Genomic DNA, 18,704 nt, shown 5'->3' with positions numbered 1-18,704 from the left:
CGGCGAACGCTTACCTGCGGCCGTTGCCGGGGCCGAGGTCGGTGTAGAGGTAGTCCAGCATGCCTTCGGTCAGCGCGGTGCTCAGGCTGAGTGCGGTGCCGTGGCGCAGCATCACTTGTGCCAGCAGGCACTCGATCAGCGCCAGCATGGCGGTGGACGAGGAGGACAGCACCGGGTGTTCGGACGGTACGTAGAACTGCAGCGAGGACACCGCAGCCAATGGCGACGCCGGCGAATCGGTCAGCGCCACCACCTGGGCGCCGCGTTCGGCGGCAAAGGCGGCCAGCTGCACGGTATCGCGCGAGTAACGCGGCAGGCTCAGCGCCAGTACCACGTCGCCCGGCTGTGCACTGGCCAGCTTGTAGGCGGCGTTCTCGGCGCCACCCTCTGCGCTGGCCAGGATGGCATCGCAGTACGGCGACAGGTTGGCCGCGGCCAGCCCGGCCAGGTAGCTGCTGTTGCCAAAGCCCAGCACGTAGACGCGGCGTGCGGCCAACAGGCGGCTGGCCAGACCGTTCAGGGCGGTGGCGCTGATCTGCTGCGACACGGCGCGCAGGTTGTCGCTGGCAAAGGCAAACAGCCCGGGAGCGGCCTGGCCGGCCTCGTTCTGCTCCAGCTGCTGGCGCAGTTTGGCTACCGGCGAAACCGCGGCTTGCAAGGTGGCGGTGAGCTCGGCGCGCAGCGCGGTAAAACCCTGGTAGCCCAGCACGTTGGCCAGGCGGTTGACGGCGGCGGGCGAGCTGTCGGCGGCCTCGGCCAAAGCCTCCATGCCCTGGGTGGCGGCCAGCAGCGGGTGGCGCAGCAGGTAGCCGGCTACCTTGCGCAGGGCCGGGGTCAGCGTGGGCATTGCCTCGTTGAGGCGGTCCAGCACGGGGGAGACGGGCGGGTTTGGCATTGATATATAAATTTTCAAAAATTTGTTTGTGAAAATTTACATATCAAAACGATGGCCGGCAAGCATTGCCTGCCGGCGCTGCCCGCAATGGCGGGGTGCTGTCGTGACAAACCCACACCGGCCACGGTGGCGGGTGTGGGTTTAGGCGCAGGCGAGAAGCTTAGCGTGGCGCTTGCGGCGGGCGTTCTTCGCCTTGCGGCGCGTCGCCCGGGCGGCCGTGCGGTTTGCCCGGCGGCGGCGTCAGCAGCGCCTGGCGCACCAGCTTGCCTTGCTCGGCGTTCAGGCTGTCAAAGAAAGCCAGCCAGGCCGGGGACGGCTGCGGCGGCACCTTGCGGGTGCTTTCCAGGCTGCGGAAGGCGTCGGACAGGCTGGTTTTGCCGTCGGCCAGCTTGTCGCGCAGCGTCATCTGCGCGCGCATCATGGCATGGCCGGCTTCGATCTGGTTGCTGGCGTCGGCTTGTTCGGCTTTCACCCACAGCGCGTCTTGCTTGCTATCCAGCTTCAGCGCCGGCAGTACGCGTTTGAGCAGCATGCCCAGCGACGGCGGCAGCGGTTTTTCGGCACCCGGCGGCGGCGGCGGGGGCTGCTGGCCATCGTTATCGTTCAGGGCCGGGCCGCTGGCCATGGCCAGGCTGGAGAGCAGGGCTGCGCAGCTGGCAGCGATCAGGGCGAAACGCATGATGTTGACCTCATCGGGTGTGACAATGGTGACATCATGCGGCGTGCGCTTGTCGGCAGCTTGTCGTGGCTGTATCGCTGGCGGTACATGGTGCTGACAGTGGCAGTACCGCAGATTGTCACTTATCGTTAAAAGTGCGACACAATAGGCCGCAGCAGCCCATAAGGAGACGATGTGACCGACGATGCATGGGTAGCCGCCTTGCGGCACGGCCTGGCTGCCGGCGAGTTCTGGCCGGCGTTCCAGCCGCAACTGAACCTGGCCAGCGGGCACGTATGCGGCTTCGAGGTGCTGGCGCGCTGGGATTCGCCGCAGCATGGCCGTGTGCCGCCGGCGACCTTCATTCCGCTGGCAGAGCGCTGCGGCGTGCTGCATACCTTGCTGCTGACACTGATGGCCGACGCCTGCCGGCAGGCTGCCAACTGGCCCGGCCGCTTTTCGCTGGCCTTCAACCTGGCACCGGCGCAGTTCCTGCTGCCCTCGCTGGTGGATGACCTGATCGGCACCGTGCGCAACAGCGGTTTTCCGCTGCAAAGGGTGGTGATCGAGATTACCGAAAATGCGCTGTTCCACGATAACGCCGCCGTACAGCAGGTGCTGGACGACCTGAAGCAGCACGGCATGGCGCTGTCGCTGGACGACTTCGGCACCGGGTATTCCAGCCTGACGCGGCTGCACTCGCTGCCGTTTGACGAAATCAAGATCGACGCCAGCTTCGTGGCCGCCTTGCAGGGGGACGCGCAATCCTTGCGTATCGTGACGGCGGTGCTTGGGCTGGGGCAAAGCCTGGGGCTGACCGTGGTGGCGGAGGGGGTGGAAACCGCCGGCCAGGCGGCGCTATTGCACAAGCTGGGCTGCGATGTCGGTCAGGGTTTTCTGTGGTCGCCGGCAGTGCCCGCCGCCCAGGCCTGGCAGCTGCTGCAGCAGTGGGGCGAGGAAGCGGCGCAAACGTCGATGGACTTGTCGCCGTTTCAGCGCCTGCACCAGCTGGAGGCGCTGTACCAGGATTCGCCGGTCGGCCTGTGTTTCATCGATTGCCAGATGCGTGTGGTCAGTGCCAATCCGCGTCTGGCCAGCTATCTGGGGGTAGGCCTGGACTTCATGCTGCGCAAACCCGCCAGCCAGCTGTTCGGCCACGAAATGACGCCCGACCTGATGGCGGTACTGCTGCGGGTGATGGCGGGTGAGGCCTGCGAAGCGGCCGAGTATCGTCATCAACCAAGCGGAACGATCTTCCTGATCGCGCACCAGCTGATTGCCGACGCCCAGCAGCTCCCGCTAGGGGTGTCGCTGGTGGTCATCGATATCACTAGCCGGGTGGAAGCCGAAACCCAGCTGCGACAAAGCGAAACCCACTTCCGTACCGTGCTGGAGCTGGGCCCTAACGTGACCTGGCGCGCCGGCCCGGACGGGTTGGTGGACTATATGGGCGAGTACGTGGATTGCCCGTCCGATGCCAGCCATCACGAGCGCCATGCCTGTTGGCTGGCACGCATGCACCCGGAAGACAGGCTACGGGTGCGCGAGACCTGGCTGGCGCATCTGCCCAGCAAGCAGCCGTTCCGCATCGAGTTTCGCATTTTGTGGCCGGACGGCAGCTGGCGCTGGATGCTCAGCCGGGCTTTCCCGGCACTGGACGCCAGCGGCCAGGTACAGGCTTGGTACGGCATCATTTCCGATGTGACCACCGAGCACGAGCTGAAGCTGCGCGTCGCCGCGCTGGAGCAGCAACTGCGCGCGCTGCAGCCCAGCCCCTCGCGCTAGCCAGCGGCCAGCCGCTGCGGCATGATGCCGCTTTGCCGGATGACACGCGGGAGCCTGCATGAAAATTGCCGTATTCGACACCAAACACTACGACCGCCAGGCGCTGACGCTGGCCAATGCCCGCTTCGGCCACGAGCTGGCTTTTTTCGAGCCGCGGCTGAACGCCGATACCGTCGAGCTGGCGGCGGGCTTTGACGCCGTTTGCCCCTTCGTCAACGATCGGCTGGACGCCGCCGTGGTGGCCAGGTTGGCCGCGCTGGGCGTCAAGCTGGTGGTACTGCGCTGTGCCGGTTTTAACGGGGTGGACCTGGCCGCCTGCCGCCAGCACGGCATCCGCGTGGCGCGGGTGCCGGCTTACTCGCCGCACGCGGTGGCCGAGCACGCGTTTGCACTGCTGCTGGCGGTGAACCGCCGCATCCACAAGGCTTATGTGCGCGTGCGCGAGATGGACTTTTCGCTGGACGGGCTGGTGGGGTTTGACCTCTATGGCAAGACCTTTGGCGTGATCGGCACCGGCCGTATCGGCGAGGCCGCCATCGGCATTGCCCGCGGTTTCGGCATGCGCGTGCTGGCCTGCGACCCGCAGCAGGACGCGGCGCTGGCGGCGCGGCTGGGCTTCGACTACGCGCCGCTGGCGGAGGTGCTGGCGCACAGCGACGTGCTGAGCCTGCACGTGCCGCTGCTGCCGGCCACGCGCCACATCATCGACGCGGCGGCGTTGGCGGCGATGAAACCCGGCGCCATCCTGATCAATACCAGCCGTGGTGCGCTGGTGGATACGCCGGCCGTCATCGACGCGCTGAAGCGCGGCCAACTGGCGGGGGTGGGGCTGGACGTGTACGAAATGGAGGAGGGCGTGTTCTTCGAGGATTTGTCCGATACCGGCCTGCAGGACGACCAGCTGGCGCGGCTGCTGACCTTCCCCAATGTGCTGGTCACCTCGCATCAGGGCTTTCTGACGCGCGAGGCGCTGGCCAATATCGCCGATACCACGCTGGGCAACGCCACGGCCTTTGCCACCGGCGCAGCGCTGGCCAACGAGGTATTGCCGCAGTAGCGCGTGGCGTTGCGAATGAAAAAAGGTTGGCCGCGGCCAACCTTTTTGTTTGCGACTAGCGTGTTTATTGCGCCAGCGGGTCGCGACGGAATACCCAGTGCGTGGCGTCCGAGGCGTTGGCATCGAAAGCGTAGCCTTCGCTGTTAAAGCCCTTCAGTGCCTCGGCATCGCTCACCGCGTGTGCTACCGCCCAGCGCGCCATCAGGCCGCGAGCGCGTTTGGCGTAAAAACTGATGATCTTGTAGTGGCCGTTTTTCAGGTCCTGGAACACCGGCGTGATCACGGTGGCCTGCAGTTTTTTCGGCTTCACCGACTTGAAGTACTCGTCCGAGGCCAAGTTCACCAGCTGCGGCAGCGGCTGTTTGGCCAGTTCGGCGTTCAGCGCGTCGGTGATGATGTCGCCCCAGAACTGGTACAGGTTGGCGCCGCGCGGGTTGGCCAGGCGGGTGCCCATTTCCAGGCGGTAGGCCTGCATCAGGTCCAGCGGGCGCAGCAGGCCGTACAGGCCGGACAGAATGCGCAGGTGCTGCTGCAGCCAGTCCAGCTGCGGCTCGCTCAGGCTGGCGGCGTCCAGCCCTTCATAGACATCGCCCATGAACGCCAGCACTGCCTGCTTGGCGTTTTCTGGTGTAAATTCACCGCCCCAGTCGTGAAACCGTCCGGCGTTCAGCGTGGCCAGGGCATCGCTGATGCCCATCAGCTGGCCGATGTCGGCCGGGCTAAGCTGGCGCAGCGTGGCGATCAGCTCGGCGCTGTGGGCCAGGAAGCCGGGCTGCGTATGGCGGGCGGTGTGGGCAGGGGTGTCGTAGTCCAGCGTTTTGGCTGGCGAAATAACCATCAACATGTCACGTCCTTTGGCGGTAGGCGGCGGCCATTCTAATGCATGGCGCCGCCTGCGGTGAACGGGGCGGGCAGGAAAGGCAGGCATGCGGGTATTGGTACAGCGCGTTACCCAGGCGTCGGTAACGGTAGACGGCAGCATCACGGGGCAGATCGGCGCCGGCTTGCTGCTGCTGGTGGGGGTGGAAGAGGCGGATGGCGCCGCCGATATCGACTGGCTGGTGCGCAAGGTAAGCCAGTTGCGCATTTTCAATGACGACGCGGGGGTGATGAACCGCTCGGTGCTGGACGCAGGGGGCGAAGTGCTGGCGGTGAGCCAATTCACGCTGTTTGCCAGCTGCAAGAAGGGCAACCGCCCCGGCTACAGCCGCGCCGCACGGGGCGAGATTTCGCAGCCGATGTTCGATCGCTTTGTGCAGGCAATGGCAACCGCGCTGGGCAAGCCGGTGCCCACCGGCGTGTTTGGCGCCGACATGCAGGTGGCGCTGGTGAACGATGGCCCGGTCACCATCTGGCTGGACAGCAAGGCGCCGGAATAAGCCGGTAGTACAGGGTTGGCCGCACGGCGGCAGGCCTTGTGCGGGTGGCGAGGCGGGGAGGGGGGCGCCAAACCGGCGCTGTAAAGCAAAAAAGCCGTTGACTGTGTCAACGGCTTTTTTAACTGGTGCCCAAGAGAAGACTCGAACTTCCACACCCTTGCGGGCGCTAGGACCTGAACCTAGTGCGTCTACCAATTCCGCCACCTGGGCGCTGCTTTGCTGTATCATCGATGCCGCTGACTTGTTTCGATCAGTGCATCGAAGAAGCACGCATTATAATGACGATTCTGGAAGTGTCAATGGCCTCCAATAGAAAAAACAGCAATAAATCGGCGCTACGCCTGCAGGACCCGTTCCTCAGTCGCGAAAAAGCCAAATACGACAATCCCTTACCTAGCCGCGAATTCATTCTTGAACTCCTCGAAAAAAATGGCGTGCCGATGCACGCAGAGGAGCTGGCGGCCGCTTTCCCGATTTACGAGCACGAACTGGACCTGTTCGAGCGACGCCTGCGCGCGATGGAGCGTGCCGGCCAGATCCTGATCAACCGCAAGGGCGAGCTCTGCGTGGCAGAGAAACTCGACCTGGTTGCCTGCCGCATCTCCGGCCACCGTGACGGTTACGGTTTCGCCGTGCGCGAGAGCGGCGAAGGCGACGACATTTACCTGTCCGAACGCGAAATGCACAAGGTGATGCACGGCGACCGTGTCATGGTGCGTCCGGGCGGTACCGACCGCCGTGGCCGTACCGAAGGCCGCATCGTCGAGGTACTGGAACGCGCCACCACCCGCCTGATCGCCCGCATCTATAGCGAGCGCGGCGTGTGGTACGCGGTATCCGAAGACCGCCGCGTGCGCCAGGAAATGCTGGTGGAAGCCGGCGGTGACGGCGGCGCCAAGCACGGCCAGGTGGTGATGGTGGATATCGTCGATTACCCCGACGCGCACCGTCAGGCCATCGTGAAGGTCAGCGAAGTGCTTGGCGACTACGCCGACCCGGGCATGGAAATCGAAATTGCGCTGCGCAAGCACGACCTGCCGCACGTGTTCAGCGACGAAGCCGTGGCCCAGGCCGTGGCCACCTCGCAGAAGGTGGGCAAGAAAGACATCAAGGGCCGCGTTGACCTGCGCGACCTGCCGCTGGTGACCATCGACGGCGAAACCGCCCGCGACTTCGACGACGCCGTGTACGCCGAAAAGAGCGGCAAAGGCTTCCGTCTGATCGTGGCCATTGCCGACGTCAGCCACTACGTACGCCCCGGCGACGCGCTGGACGTGGATGCGCGCACCCGCAGCACCTCGGTGTACTTCCCGCGCCGCGTCATCCCCATGCTGCCGGAAGAGCTGTCCAACGGCATCTGCTCGCTGAACCCCGACGTCGACCGCCTGTGCATGGTGTGCGACATGCAGGTATCGGCACGCGGCAAAGTGAAGAAATATCAGTTCTACCCGGCCGTGATGCGCTCGCAGAACCGCTTTACCTATACCCAGGTATGGCAGCTGCTGTCCGAAGGCGGCGAGCACAAACTGCGCCCGCAGCTGGAAACACTGTATGCGCTGTACCAGCAGCTGCTGGCGCAACGCCACAAGCGCGGCGCGGTGGATTTCGACACCGTCGAAACACAGATGCTGTTCAACGAGCAGGGCAAGATCGACAAGATCGTGCCGGTGGTGCGCAACGACGCCCACCGCCTGATCGAGGAATGCATGCTGGCGGCCAACGTTTGCGCGGCCGAGTTTATCCAGAAGCACGAGCACAAGTGTTTGTTCCGCGTGCACGAAGGCCCCACGCCCGAGAAGCTGGAAAACCTGCGCCGTTTCCTGAACGTCAGCGGCCTCACGCTGGGCGGTGGCGACAAGCCCACCACCAAGGATTACGCGGAGCTGGCCGAACGCGTGCGCGAGCGCCCGGACGCCAGCATGATCCAGACCATGCTGCTGCGCTCCATGCAGCAGGCGGTGTACCAGCCGGAAAACCTGGGCCACTTCGGCCTGTCGTACGAGGCGTACACCCACTTTACCTCGCCGATCCGCCGCTACCCCGACCTGCTGGTACACCGTACCATCAAAGCCATCCTGGCCGACAAGAAGTACAAGCCGGGCAAATGGGAAGCCATCGGCGAGCACTGCTCGATGGCCGAGCGCCGCGCCGACGACGCCAGCCGCGACGTGCAGTCCTGGCTCAAAACCTACTACATGCGCGACAAGGTCGGCGAGGTCTACACCGGCAAGATCAGCGCGGTGGCCGGTTTCGGCATTTTCGTGCTGCTGGACGAGCTGTACGTAGAAGGCCTGATCCACATTTCCGAGCTGGGCAAGGACTACTTCCACTTCCACAAGGACCTGCAAGCCATCATCGGCGAAAAGAGCGGCCTGCGTTACCAGCTGGGCGATGCCGTTACCGTCAAGGTGATGCGCGCCGATCTGGAAACCGCGCAGGTAGACTTTGCGCTGCTCGATGTTGGCCGCAGCAAGGGCGATGGCGGGCGTGACGGTGGCAGGGATGGCGGTCGCGACCACGATCGCGGTTCGCGCCAGCAGAAACACCGCCGCGACAAGCGTCGCCAGGGCGGTTTCGAGCCGCCGCAGAAGGCCCCGGCCAAGCCGGTGGCGGAAGTCAGCGTCAAGCTGGTGCCGGCTGTATTGCCGGTGGCCAGCGAGCCGGTGCCGGCAGCCAAGCCGTCGTCGCGCAAGCGCCACCGTGGCAAGGGCAATGCGGCCAACAAGCCGGCAGAGGCAGCGGCTGCCAAACCTGTGGAAACCAAGCCGGTTGCAGCCAAGCCGGTAGCGCCTAAGCAGGTCGAAACCAAGCCGGTTGAGCCGAAGATGGTTGAAGCCAAGACGGTCGAGGCCAAACCGGTCGAAACCAAACAGGTTGCAGCCAAGCAGGTTGAAACCAAGCCGCTAGCGCCTAAGCAGGTCGCAGCCAAGCCGGTTGAGCCGAAGCAAGTCGAAACCAAGCCGGTCGCACCGAAGCAGGCTGAGACCAAGCCGGCCGTCGCTGAAGCGCCGGTCACGGCCAAGCCGCCGCGTGCACCGCGCAAAGCGGCTGCTGCCAAGGTGTCGGCTAGCCAGGCCGAGCCAGCCCAGCCTCAACAGGCTGCTAGCCAGCCGGCACCGCAAACTGCCGCTCCGGCAGCTGATGCCGCCCCCGCCAAAGCGCCGCGCCGTCGCAAGCCGGCGGCTAGTGCTGCGGCCAACCCTGCGCCAGCCAGTGAGGCGCCGGCCAGTCCGGCACCTGCCGCGCCAGCGGCCGATGGCGCTGCGCCCAAGCCGCGTAGCCGCCGCAGCCCGCGCCGTTAAGCCCGGCGTAGCAAGCAAAAACAAAACCGCAGCCTGGTGCTGCGGTTTTGTTTTATCGATGGAAATGACTTGTGCATAATGTGCTTTCTAATGACAAGAAAATGAAGCACAAGGAGAGCCGCATGAAGAAAACCCTGATGGCGCTACTGCTGGCGGGTATCTACAGCCAGGTAAGTCAGGCTGCGCTTAAACCGGAAAGCGAAGCGGTGGTGGCGGTCAAGCTGGACAAGCAGTGCCGCTGGCTGGTGCAGAAGGGTAGTGATTGCACCATCGATCAGCAAACCACCATCCTGAAAGATGCCGGGCGGGCATTGGGCAGCTATACGGTGTGGGCCAACGCCGGCGACAAGGTGGAAATCGAGGAGGCGTATACCCTGCAACCGGATGGGCGCAAGCTCAAGGTGCCGTCGCGGGACATCCAGCAGGGGGACGTGCCCGGTGAAAACGGCTTCCAGGGCCATCGCTTCATCAAGCTGGCGTTTCCCGAAGTGGCGGTCGGCAGTACGCTGGTGATTCGCCAGCGCCGGCAGGAGGCGCAGGTGGCCCCGTTTGCCAACTTGTCCGAGCGTATCAGGATGGATGCCGATGCCGTTCGCTACGACCAACTCAACCTGCGTATCGAATCGGACCAGTCGTTGCACTGGCGCAGCAAATACACGGAAGGTTTGCTGCAAGTAGCGCAGCAGGATGAAGGCCGCGTGTTTACGGCCAGCCTGACCCAGCCTTTGTTTCTGGATACCACCGAAAGTGGCCGCCGCTTCCGTTTCCGGCTGGGGCCGCAGCTGGAGATCAGCACCGAGCCGGATGCGTTGCGCTATCTGGCACCGGTAGCGCAGGCTTTCGACCAACGCTTGCGCGATGCCTTGCCGCCACGCGCTCAGGCAACGGTTGATGGCGTCAAGGGTGTACCGTGGCAGCAGCAGGTGGCCACTATCTTGCGTGATGTCAACGAGCGTATCCGCTACATGGGCGACTGGCGTCGCAGCGAAAACGGCTACATTCCGTTTACGCTGGCGCAGATCGAGCAGCGCGGTTTTGGCGATTGCAAGGACATGGCGCTGACGTTGGCCGCCATGTTGCGTGCGGCAGGTTTGCAGGCCGAGGTGGCGCTGGTACAGGCGGGTGTGGATAACACCCCGCCGTTGCTGACCCCGCACGGCTATTTGAACCACGCCATCGTGCACTTGCAGGTAGACGGCCGTGATTACTGGCTGGACGGTACGCAAAAGCTGAATGCGCTGGGTGGGGTGTTGTCGCAGCTGGAGGACCGCCCTGCCTATCTGCTGCGTGATGGCCAGGTGCAAGCTGCGCTTATTGCGGCCAACGATCCCTTGCAAAGCCAGGAAGTGCAGCAAATCGATTACACGCCAGCGGCGGATGGCGTCTGGCAAGTAGCTGGCAGCAGCACTCTCAGTGGTGTTGTTGCCCGGAACCTGTTGCATACCGAGCTGGAAGAGGGGGCGCAGGCGCTCGATCGGGAGTTGGCCGATAGTTTTACCTATGGTGCGATGAGATTGAGCAATGCCAAGGTGGCGCGCTCGCCATTGCCGCGCCTGCTGGATCAGCCCTATCGGTTTACGGCTACGGGGAGTACCCGCAATTTCTGGCGTCCCCTGGCCCGCTTCCGCCTAGTGGATCTGCGTTTTCTTGATGCCCGCTTGGCGGCACTGCGCGAGTATCAGGCCAAGGCAGGTGTCAGCGATTATCTGCTGGAAACCGGCGGTGGCTCGGCTACGGTCAGGCTGCACGGCGTTCGTGCGGTGGCCGAGCCGGAGCGCTGCGAAGTCATCTCGCCGTGGCTGGAGTACCGCATCGATCCGCTAAAAGTGGCTGATGGCGTGGGCTTGCGTCAGCAGTGGCTGCGCAAGCGGCTGTGGGTAAGCGCGGAAGAACTGGCCAGCCCGGCGTTCGCGGGCATGCTGGACCAGTTGGAACTGTGCGAAGCGCAGTCACAAATCCTGCTGCAGAAATAAGCCCGCCTGCAAAAAACGCAGCCTAATCGGTTGAAACCAAACAGGTTTAAGCCAAGCCGGTAGCGCCGAAGCAGGCCGAGAGCAAACCAGCCGCCGCAGTCCGCGCCGTTAAGCCCGGCGTAGCAAGCAAAAACAAAACCGCAGCCTGGTGCTGCGGTTTTGTTTTATTAACTGCTGTAGCAAGAGCCGGTCGGGTCTGCTGCGCTTGTTTTGCCTATGACTCTGTTGTATTTTGCTAAATTGCCAATGAGAATAATTATTGATACATGATCAAGTCTGCCAAGCTTTTACTGTGTCTTGCGGTGTCCATGCCAGCGATGGCTGCTTTCAAATCTCCGCTGGAAGCCAACTCTGCTTTGCGCTTGCGACAAGATTGCCAGTGGCAAGTCGCAGAAGGTAGTGACTGCCGCATCGAGCAAGCGGTAACCATTCTGAGTGATAGTGGCCGTGATGTTTTTGGTACCACTACCCTGGTGTTTCAGGAGCACGAAACGCTTACCTTGTTACGTGCCTATACCCGTCAGCCTGATGGCAAGGAAGTTGCTGTGCCGGAAGGCGATATCCAGCGCGGTAGCATGCCCGGGCAACAAGGCTTCGTGAGTAGCAGCTATCTGACGGTTGCTTTTCCGGCGGTGCGTACCGGTAGTACCATCGTGCTGGAGTATCGCCGTAAAACTGCGAGAGTCGAGCCTTTCAAGGCTTTGTCGATGCTGCAGGGGGTGTCCCCCGGCAGTCAGCGCATAGACGAGTTCGACTGGAAAATCAGCGCCGATCAGCCGCTGCAGTGGGCCGGGCGCCATCTGGATGGTCGCATCGAGGTGACGCAGTCTGCCGACGGCAAGGCGTTAGCCGTACGCAGTCTCCAGCCAATGTTCTTTGACGTGACAGAGCCCGGTAGCCGTTTTGCCTTGCGCAAGCTGCCAGTGATTGATGTCAGTACCGAGGCCGACCCCTTGCGTTATCTGGCGCCGATTGCCGCCGGTTTTGCGCAACGTCTGGCAGCCCCGCTGCCGACGCAGGCTGCTGCGGCAGTGGCAGCGGTACAGGGTAAGCCGTGGCAGCAGCAGCTAGCCAGCCTGGTGGCGGACGTGAATACCCGCATCCGCTATATGGGCGACTGGCGGATATCGGAAAATGGTTACTTGCCGTTTACGCTGGCGCAGATCGAGCAGCGTGGTTTTGGTGACTGCAAGGATATGGCGCTGACGCTGGCGGCCATGTTACGGGCTGCCGGCTTGCAAGCCGACGTAGCACTGGTGCGTGCCGATGCCGATAACACGCCATTGCTGCTATCGCCACAAAATGGTCTGAATCACGCCATCGTCAGGCTGCAGGTGGCAGGGCAGTCTTACTGGCTGGATCCGACGCAAAAGCTGAACGTATTGCACGGCCCGGTACGTGTGTTGCAAGACCGCACTGTCTTTGTATTGACTGACGACGGCCAAGTGAAGACCGACCGCATACCGCTGGTGCTGGCAGAAACAAGCTACAACCGGCAGCAGCTGGATTTCAGTTCGCTGGATGGCCGCACTTGGCAACTGGCAGCAGAAGGCGAACTGGCTGGGAGCATGGCGCGCCAGATGCTGGGGATGGAGACCGTGCTGGGTAAAGAGGGGCAGGACAGACTGCTGGCCGAGGGTTTGTTGTCCAGTGGCATGGTCAAGGTCAGTCATCAGGTGCAGCGTGCCGCGGTGCCAGCGTTGCTGACCACGCCATACCGTTACACGGTTGCGGCTAAGGTCGCGCAAGTCACCAAGCCGCTGGGGGCCTTCCGTTTGCTGGACTTGCGTCAGGCTGCTGGCCGGGTTGCCACCTGGCGACAATGGCAAGCCAAGAACGGCGTGACGGATTACCTGATGGAGGCGGGCAATGAGATCAACGTGACGCGGGTGCATGGCGTCAAGCCATTGGCCCAGCCTGCCAGTTGCCAAGTGCATTCGCCTTGGGCCGACTACACGCTGAAGGCAGTAGCGGTCAAAAACGGGGTAGGGCTGGCGCAGCAGTGGGTGCGTAAATCGTTGTGGTTGTCTGCCGATACCATGCGGAGTGCCGAGTTCGGCCGGTTTGTCGACCAGCTGGAAGAGTGCGACGGCCAGGCGCAGATTCTTCTGCAAAAGTAACGGCTGCCCGGCCATGCGGCCAACCTGTCAGGTTGGTCGCATCGTCGCGTTTCGCGCTTAGAAGCTCACCAGCGTCAGTACGCCCACCACGGCAAAAATGCCGGCGGCGATCTTGTGTACCAGTGCTACCGGCAGCTTGCGCGCCGCCACTTCGCCCAGCAATACCGCCGGTACGTTAGCGATCATCATGCCTAGCGTGGTACCCATCACCACACCAATGGTGGCGTCCATGTAGCGTGCCGACAGCGCCACGGTGGCGATCTGGGTCTTGTCGCCCATCTCGGCCAGGAAGAAGGCGATACAGGTGGCACCAAACACGCCAAAGCGCTCGAACAGATTGGTTTCGTCGTCCAGCTTGTCGGGAATCAGCATCCACACCGCCATGGCGATGAACGACACGCCCAGTACCCAGCGCAGGATATTCATGTCGATAAAACCGGTGGCAACGTGGCCCAGCCAGGCGGCAGCGGCATGGTTCAGCACGGTGGCGACAAAGATGCCCAGGATGATGGGAACGGGCTTCTTGAAGCGGGCGGCCAGCAGCAGGGCCAGAAGCTGGGTTTTATCGCCGATTTCGGCCAGGGAAACAATGCCGGTGGACAGGAAGAAGGCTTCCATCAAAGACTCCAAGGGGGCTGCGCATACGTCATGACCCACCATGGCGCAGCCCCCGCTGTGCATGGCGAATCATGAGTCTTGCCAAACCGAATGTCGCTGGCGCCATGGCCGAACGGCCAAGTGTGTTGACGCAAGCCCCTGCTGTCTCGCAGGGCGGCTACTCCCTCAGGAAGCCGGCATGATACCGGCAGCACGCGGCGCCGACAAGCAAAAACGGCAGCCCGAGGGCTGCCGTTTGCGGGAAGGCGCGAATGCTTAGGCGCGCTTCTTGAATTCGTTGGTGCGGGTGTCGATTTCGATCAGGTCGCCGATTTCAACGAAGGCCGGTACCGGGATTTCCAGGGTGGTGCCTTTGATACGGGCCGGTTTCAGTACCTTGCCGGAGGTGTCGCCACGAACGGCCGGCTCGGTGTATTCCACTTCGCGTACCACGGTGGTCGGCAGCTCAACGGAGATGGCCTTGCCGTTGTAGAAGGTCACTTCGCACTGGTCTTCCATGCCGTCGATGATGAACGGAATCACGTCTTCCATGTTTTCCGCTTCAACTTCGTACTGGTTGAACTCGGTGTCCATGAACACGTACATCGGGTCAGCGAAGTAGGAGTAGGTGCACTCGCGCTTTTCCAGTACGACAACGTCGAACTTGTCGTCGGCTTTGTAGACGGTTTCGGTACCGGCGCCGGTCAGCAGGTTCTTCATTTTCATCTTCACAACGGAAGCGTTACGGCCGGATTTGGAGAATTCGGCTTTCTGCACCACCATCGGGTCGTTGCCAACCATGAATACGTTACCAGCGCGGAGTTCCTGTGCGGTTTTCATGCTTATAAAGTCCTAATGTCTTGAATTGGAATGGAAACGGATTTCCAGAAAACCCGCTATTGTAGCCTGAATTCGGCAAATTGCACCAGCCGCTGCGCCAGGCTGCCGCCGGCCAGAATTTGCCCTGGCCAGGCCCTGGCATGCTGCTGCCATGCCGGCCATTGCGCCTGCAAGGCTGGCCAGGCTTCGATGGCCAGCCGGTTGCGGTTCCATTGCTGCATGAAGGCCTGCACCGCCTCGCTAAGCGCAGGCGGCATGGCGCGACAATAGTGCTGCAGGAAGGCGGCCAGCTTGTCCAGGTGGGCGTCGTCGTCCTGGCGGTAGATGTGCCAGGCAAACGGCCGGCCGGCCCATTGCGCGCGCAGGAAGCTGTCTTCGCCGCGCACCACGTTGAAATCGCAGCTCCACAGCAGGCGGTCGTAGCCGCGCTGGTCGCTCATCGGCAGCAGGTAGAGCGCCAGTTGGCCGCACTGATAGTGCTGGCCGGCGGCGGCGCCTGCTGGCAGGCCCAGCGCCTGCAGCACGTCCGGCACCACCTTGCCCATCGGCAGCAGCAGCTGCACCGGCTGGCTGCCGGCGGCCAACTGCTGCACCCATTGCGCCGCCGCCGGGCTGTCGTAGGCAAACAGGCTGTAGCGCACGCCGCCGGGCGGGCAGGGCGGTACGCCGCGCGCTTGCCAGTAAGCGTGCTGTGCCGCGATGTCGGCCTGCCACGCGTCGCGCTCGGCCTGCAAGGCTTGCTCGCACAGCAGGCCGCCGGTGCGCGGGGTAAAGCCGGGGAAGAAAAAGTACTTTTGCAGCGGCAGGCGCGGGTGCGGCGACGGCAGGCCGTGGCAGCCTTCCACCCAGTCTTCGGCCGACAGGTATTCCAGGTTCAGCCATAGCGGCGGCTTGGCTTGTGCCGCCATCGCGTGCTGATAACCGTCCGGCAGCTCGCAGGCAAAGGCTTCGATCACCACCTCGCCGACGGCGGCGTCTGGCGGTAGGGTGTCCGCCCAGTGCCGCACCTCGATGCCGTCCAGCCACTGGCGGGCCAGCGCCACGTCCAGTGCCGGCGCAATGCGGGCAAAGCTGGCCAGGTCGTCCACCCACAGCGTCAGCTGCCAGCCGTGTTCGTGCGCCAGCTGGCGCGCCAGCCGCCAGCAGACGCCGATATCGCCGTAGTTATCGATGACGCGACAGAACAGGGAGCAATGCATGACAGATACCGGCGGGATGACAGGGCGCCAGTATAGCGGGCTGCTGCCGGCGTTGCAGCGGCCGGCAGGCTGGCCGCGCCGCCATATAATGAGCAGATGAAACGCCTGCTTATCCTGTGCCTGTTCGGCGCTGCCGTGCACGCCGCCTCGCCCGTTATCGCCCCTGGCGACGCGCTGGCCGCCCGCTTGCAGCCGGTGGCCCCGGTGGCGTCGGTACCGCTGGCGGCCTTGCAGGCGTTGCCGGAGGCGCTGCTGCAGCCGCGCAGCCTGCTGCCGGCGTGGGGCGATTACCCGCTAACCGCCTTGCGCCAGCTGGCGCATTACCAGCAGCAGTGCCAGGGCAACCTGGGCGCGGTAGCGGTGGCATGGCAGCAATTTGCCCGTGCCTACTGCCGCGGCCAACCCTTGCCCGCCGCCTGGTGGGCCGCGCACCCGGTACACCCGCTGGGCGGCAGCAGTGCCGGCGTCTGGCGCCAGCGTTGGCCGCACGGCGCGCCGGCTGCCGGCCTGCATCTGCGCGAGCGCAGCGACGCGCTGGCACCGTTGGCCGCGTTGTCCGACGACAAGCTCGACGCTTTGTTGGCCGGCGAGCGCTGGCTGCGGCAGGGCGACAGCCTGTGGTGGCTGCACGACGGCCACTGGCGGCAGTACCGTGCCGTGCAGTGGCAGCCGCTGCTGGCCGAGCTGGGCTGGCAGTGGGCGCACGAGGGCAGCAGCGCGTGCCAGGCCCGGCTGGGCCGCGACTGCCTGCAGCCGTTGCCACCCAGCCCGTGGCCGTGGCGCCTGCTGGGTGGTGTACTGGTAGCGGCCACGGCGATGAGCCTGCTGTGGCTGGCCTGGCAGCGCCGCCGCCTGGAGCGCGAACGCCGCCGCGCCTTGCAATTGCTGACCCACGAACTGCGCACGCCCATCACCGGCCTGGCCGGCGTGGTAGAGCAGCTGCGCAGCCAGTTCGACCTGCTACCGCCTGCCGCACAGCACAGCTTCGGCCAGCTGGCCGGTGGCGTGGCGCGCCTGCGCCAGCTGGCGGAGGCCAGCCGCCACTACCTGGGCGCCGGCCATTTTGCACAGGCGCTGCAGCCGGTGCCCTTGGCCGACTGGCTGGACGGCGTGGCCGAACGCCACCAGTGCCACTACTGTCTGCAGCAGGACGTTACCCTGCTGCTCACCCCGTACTGGCTGACGCTGTGTCTGGACAACCTGCTGGCCAACGCCCGCCGCCACGGCCGCGCGCCGTGGCAGCTACACGCCGCCTGGGATGGCCGCATGCTGACCTTGCACGTCACCGACGCCGGCCGTCTGCCGCATTACCGGCTGCACCGCCTGCTACGACGCGACAGCGCCGGCGACGGCATGGGCCTGGGGCTGGGCATCGTCGCCGACGCCATGCGCCGCATGGGCGGCCGGCTGCGGCTGTCCGGCCCGCCCACCACCTTCACCCTTTGCCTGCCGGCGCGGCAGGCCGAAAGCGCACCATGAGTACCCTGTTGTTGATCGAGGACGACCCGCTGCTGGGCGACAGCCTGCAGCGCTACCTGCAAGCCGAGGGTTACACCTGCCTGTGGCAGGCTGCCGCCGACGGTGTGGCCGCCTGCTGGCACCAGGCCGACCTGGTGATCCTGGACCGCAGCCTGCCCGACGGCGACAGCCTGCGCCACCTGCCGGGCTGGCTGGCGCGCAAGGCGCTGCCGGTGATCGTGCTGACCGCCCGTGTCGAGGTGGCCGACCGCGTGGCCGGCCTGGACGCCGGCGCCCGCGACTACCTCAGCAAACCGTTTGCCCATCAGGAGTTGCTGGCGCGCATTCGTGCCCAGCTGCGCCAGCTGGGCGACGGCAGCCTGCAGGTAGGCGCCTTGCAGTTGTACCCCGCGCGGCAGGCCGCCAGCTGGCAGGGGCAGGCGGTGGCGCTGTCGCCCACCGAGTTTGCGCTGCTGGCCACGCTGGCGCGCATGGCAGGCCGCGTGATGAGCCGCGACGAGCTGCTGAACCAGGTGTGGGGCTACGACCACTTCCCCAGCACCCGCACCGTGGACACCCACATCCTGCAGCTGCGGCAGAAGCTGCCCGGCATCGCCATCGAGACGCTGCGCGGCGTCGGTTACCGGCTGCACGCGGCATGAAGCGCCTGCTGCTGAGCATGCTGGCCGCGCCATGCCTGGCGGCCACGCCGCTGGACGCCGTCAACCGTGCACTGCTTGGCGGTGATGCCGCGGCGGCGTGGCAGGCGTTGGCCGCCAGTTGGCCGCAGCTGGACAGCCAGGCGCAGCGCGATAGCTGGCAGGCAGCACTGGCGGCGCTGGCCGCCGAACATTGCGGCAAGGACGCGCCGTTGCAGTTGCCGCCGTGGCAACCGGCGCTGACGCTGGAGCTGGCGCAGCGCGACATGCCGCTGGCGCGCAGCTATCGCGTCACGCTCAGCGGCGAAGGCGACGCCCGCAGCGCGCAGTTGCTGGACGATCACGGCAGCAATCTGCTAGCCGGCGCTCGTTACGAGGCTGAAGGCGGCCGCCGCTTCCGCCTCACCGGGCCGGACCTGGCCGCGCCGCTGGCCGGCGGCCGCTACCGTCTGCTGCTGCAGGCCGGCAAGCAGCAGTGGCAGGTGCAGCTGCTGTTGCCACCGGTGGCCAACCTGGGCTGGCTGGCGCGGCAACCGCTGGGTGTGGCCCGCTTGCCCCCGCCGCGTGCCGCCTGCCCGGCGCCGTGGCTGGAGCAATCACTGCTGCGGCGCAGCGATTTTGCCCTGCTGTGGTGGCAGCGCCGCGCGCCGGGCCAGGCGCTGCGCTGGCCTGCGGCCAACGGCGAGCAATGGCAGAGCCTGGCACTGGTACAGGCCGAAGCCCGTGGCGCGCTGGTGTTGCGCGTGGTGCAGCGCCAGGTGGGGCCGCGCTAGCAGCCCGCG

General features: G+C 64.8%; 15 protein-coding genes, 1 tRNA gene and 1 riboswitch. Of the genes, 9 read left to right on the top strand and 7 right to left on the bottom strand.

The features are described 5' to 3' along the window. Window positions 1-10 precede the first annotated feature (10 nt). Complete coding sequence (locus tag FLQ03_RS08450) at window positions 11-871, bottom strand: MurR/RpiR family transcriptional regulator (RefSeq protein ID WP_206210901.1); 861 nt, start codon at window positions 869-871, stop codon at window positions 11-13. A gap of 184 nt (window positions 872-1,055) precedes the next feature. Then, window positions 1,056-1,574, bottom strand: a complete 519-nt coding sequence (locus FLQ03_RS08445; RefSeq protein WP_144372439.1) for a hypothetical protein — start codon at window positions 1,572-1,574, stop codon at window positions 1,056-1,058. 174 nt (window positions 1,575-1,748) lie between these two features. Between FLQ03_RS08445 and FLQ03_RS08440 the strand changes: the two genes are divergently transcribed. Both FLQ03_RS08440 and FLQ03_RS08435 read left to right on the top strand, forming a co-directional pair. After that, window positions 1,749-3,338: an EAL domain-containing protein gene (locus FLQ03_RS08440; protein ID WP_206210900.1), complete on the top strand. Its 1,590-nt coding sequence runs from the start codon at window positions 1,749-1,751 to the stop codon at window positions 3,336-3,338. A 58-nt stretch (window positions 3,339-3,396) separates the two neighbouring features. Next, window positions 3,397-4,395 carry a 2-hydroxyacid dehydrogenase gene (locus tag FLQ03_RS08435; RefSeq protein ID WP_144372438.1) on the top strand — a complete coding sequence of 333 codons (999 nt, stop codon included), beginning with the start codon at window positions 3,397-3,399 and terminating at the stop codon, window positions 4,393-4,395. 64 nt (window positions 4,396-4,459) lie between these two features. On the opposite strand, the gene yaaA is transcribed toward FLQ03_RS08435, so the two are convergent. Beyond that, window positions 4,460-5,239: a peroxide stress protein YaaA gene (gene yaaA, locus FLQ03_RS08430; RefSeq protein WP_144372437.1), complete on the bottom strand. Its 780-nt coding sequence runs from the start codon at window positions 5,237-5,239 to the stop codon at window positions 4,460-4,462. An 82-nt stretch (window positions 5,240-5,321) separates the two neighbouring features. Here yaaA and dtd point away from each other — a divergent pair, with 82 nt between their 5' ends. After that, window positions 5,322-5,774: a D-aminoacyl-tRNA deacylase gene (gene dtd, locus FLQ03_RS08425; protein WP_144372436.1), complete on the top strand. Its 453-nt coding sequence runs from the start codon at window positions 5,322-5,324 to the stop codon at window positions 5,772-5,774. Window positions 5,775-5,897: 123 nt separating this feature from the next. Here the strand turns inward: dtd and FLQ03_RS08420 are convergent. Beyond that, window positions 5,898-5,984 (bottom strand) — tRNA-Leu (locus FLQ03_RS08420). An 89-nt stretch (window positions 5,985-6,073) separates the two neighbouring features. Between FLQ03_RS08420 and rnr the strand changes: the two genes are divergently transcribed. From rnr to FLQ03_RS08405, 3 genes are all read left to right on the top strand, one after another. Further along, the gene (rnr, locus tag FLQ03_RS08415) at window positions 6,074-9,076 is read left to right on the top strand and encodes a ribonuclease R (protein ID WP_144372435.1); all 3,003 of its coding nucleotides are present in this window, start codon (window positions 6,074-6,076) and stop codon (window positions 9,074-9,076) included. Window positions 9,077-9,198: 122 nt separating this feature from the next. Next, window positions 9,199-11,049 (top strand): DUF3857 domain-containing protein, encoded by a 1,851-nt coding sequence (locus FLQ03_RS08410; protein ID WP_170252355.1) that lies wholly within the window; start codon window positions 9,199-9,201, stop codon window positions 11,047-11,049. Window positions 11,050-11,366: 317 nt separating this feature from the next. Continuing rightward, window positions 11,367-13,169, top strand: a complete 1,803-nt coding sequence (locus FLQ03_RS08405) for a DUF3857 domain-containing protein (RefSeq protein ID WP_170252354.1) — start codon at window positions 11,367-11,369, stop codon at window positions 13,167-13,169. 57 nt (window positions 13,170-13,226) lie between these two features. On the opposite strand, the gene FLQ03_RS08400 is transcribed toward FLQ03_RS08405, so the two are convergent. The 3 genes from FLQ03_RS08400 to earP all read right to left on the bottom strand — a co-directional run bounded on the left by FLQ03_RS08400 (window position 13,227) and on the right by earP (window position 15,805). Next, a complete protein-coding gene (locus tag FLQ03_RS08400) occupies window positions 13,227-13,787 on the bottom strand; it encodes a TMEM165/GDT1 family protein (RefSeq protein WP_144372432.1) in 561 nt (186 codons plus the stop codon). Between the two features lies 1 nt (window position 13,788). Next, window positions 13,789-13,957: riboswitch (yybP-ykoY riboswitch) on the bottom strand. An 85-nt stretch (window positions 13,958-14,042) separates the two neighbouring features. Then, the gene (gene efp, locus FLQ03_RS08395) at window positions 14,043-14,606 is read right to left on the bottom strand and encodes an elongation factor P (RefSeq protein ID WP_144372431.1); all 564 of its coding nucleotides are present in this window, start codon (window positions 14,604-14,606) and stop codon (window positions 14,043-14,045) included. Window positions 14,607-14,662: 56 nt separating this feature from the next. Next, a complete protein-coding gene (gene earP, locus FLQ03_RS08390) occupies window positions 14,663-15,805 on the bottom strand; it encodes an elongation factor P maturation arginine rhamnosyltransferase EarP (RefSeq protein ID WP_170252353.1) in 1,143 nt (380 codons plus the stop codon). 96 nt (window positions 15,806-15,901) lie between these two features. On the opposite strand from earP, the gene FLQ03_RS08385 reads away from it, so the two are divergent. Genes FLQ03_RS08385 through FLQ03_RS08375 form a run of 3 tightly spaced genes read left to right on the top strand, consistent with a single transcriptional unit; the run spans window position 15,902 to window position 18,695 of the window. After that, window positions 15,902-17,284 (top strand): ATP-binding protein, encoded by a 1,383-nt coding sequence (locus FLQ03_RS08385; RefSeq protein ID WP_144372429.1) that lies wholly within the window; start codon window positions 15,902-15,904, stop codon window positions 17,282-17,284. Then, window positions 17,281-17,925: a response regulator transcription factor gene (locus FLQ03_RS08380; RefSeq protein ID WP_144372428.1), complete on the top strand. Its 645-nt coding sequence runs from the start codon at window positions 17,281-17,283 to the stop codon at window positions 17,923-17,925. Before FLQ03_RS08385 ends, FLQ03_RS08380 begins: the two co-directional genes overlap by 4 nt. Then, the gene (locus FLQ03_RS08375) at window positions 17,922-18,695 is read left to right on the top strand and encodes a DUF2861 family protein (RefSeq protein WP_206210899.1); all 774 of its coding nucleotides are present in this window, start codon (window positions 17,922-17,924) and stop codon (window positions 18,693-18,695) included. The genes FLQ03_RS08380 and FLQ03_RS08375 overlap by 4 nt, the downstream gene beginning before the upstream one ends. Window positions 18,696-18,704: the final 9 nt, after the last annotated feature.

It is taken from the genome of Vogesella urethralis, from assembly GCF_007644045.2.
GTDB classification, from domain to species: domain Bacteria; phylum Pseudomonadota; class Gammaproteobacteria; order Burkholderiales; family Chromobacteriaceae; genus Vogesella; species Vogesella urethralis.
The sequence above is the reverse complement of the archived record's forward strand: the minus strand, read 5'-3'. Positions and strand labels throughout refer to the sequence as shown.

Excerpts from the sequence above, each read along its gene's own strand:
- FLQ03_RS08445 (WP_144372439.1), bottom strand. The coding sequence starts at position 1,574 with ATGCGTTTCGCCCTGATCGCTGCCAGCTGCGCAGCCCTGCTCTCCAGC.
- FLQ03_RS08435 (WP_144372438.1), top strand. The coding sequence starts at position 3,397 with ATGAAAATTGCCGTATTCGACACCAAACACTACGACCGCCAGGCGCTG.
- yaaA (WP_144372437.1), bottom strand. The coding sequence starts at position 5,239 with ATGTTGATGGTTATTTCGCCAGCCAAAACGCTGGACTACGACACCCCT.
- dtd (WP_144372436.1), top strand. The coding sequence starts at position 5,322 with ATGCGGGTATTGGTACAGCGCGTTACCCAGGCGTCGGTAACGGTAGAC.
- rnr (WP_144372435.1), top strand. The coding sequence starts at position 6,074 with ATGGCCTCCAATAGAAAAAACAGCAATAAATCGGCGCTACGCCTGCAG.
- FLQ03_RS08410 (WP_170252355.1), top strand. The coding sequence starts at position 9,199 with ATGAAGAAAACCCTGATGGCGCTACTGCTGGCGGGTATCTACAGCCAG.
- FLQ03_RS08405 (WP_170252354.1), top strand. The coding sequence starts at position 11,367 with ATGGCTGCTTTCAAATCTCCGCTGGAAGCCAACTCTGCTTTGCGCTTG.
- FLQ03_RS08400 (WP_144372432.1), bottom strand. The coding sequence starts at position 13,787 with ATGGAAGCCTTCTTCCTGTCCACCGGCATTGTTTCCCTGGCCGAAATC.
- efp (WP_144372431.1), bottom strand. The coding sequence starts at position 14,606 with ATGAAAACCGCACAGGAACTCCGCGCTGGTAACGTATTCATGGTTGGC.
- earP (WP_170252353.1), bottom strand. The coding sequence starts at position 15,805 with ATGCATTGCTCCCTGTTCTGTCGCGTCATCGATAACTACGGCGATATC.
- FLQ03_RS08385 (WP_144372429.1), top strand. The coding sequence starts at position 15,902 with ATGAAACGCCTGCTTATCCTGTGCCTGTTCGGCGCTGCCGTGCACGCC.
- FLQ03_RS08380 (WP_144372428.1), top strand. The coding sequence starts at position 17,281 with ATGAGTACCCTGTTGTTGATCGAGGACGACCCGCTGCTGGGCGACAGC.
- FLQ03_RS08375 (WP_206210899.1), top strand. The coding sequence starts at position 17,922 with ATGAAGCGCCTGCTGCTGAGCATGCTGGCCGCGCCATGCCTGGCGGCC.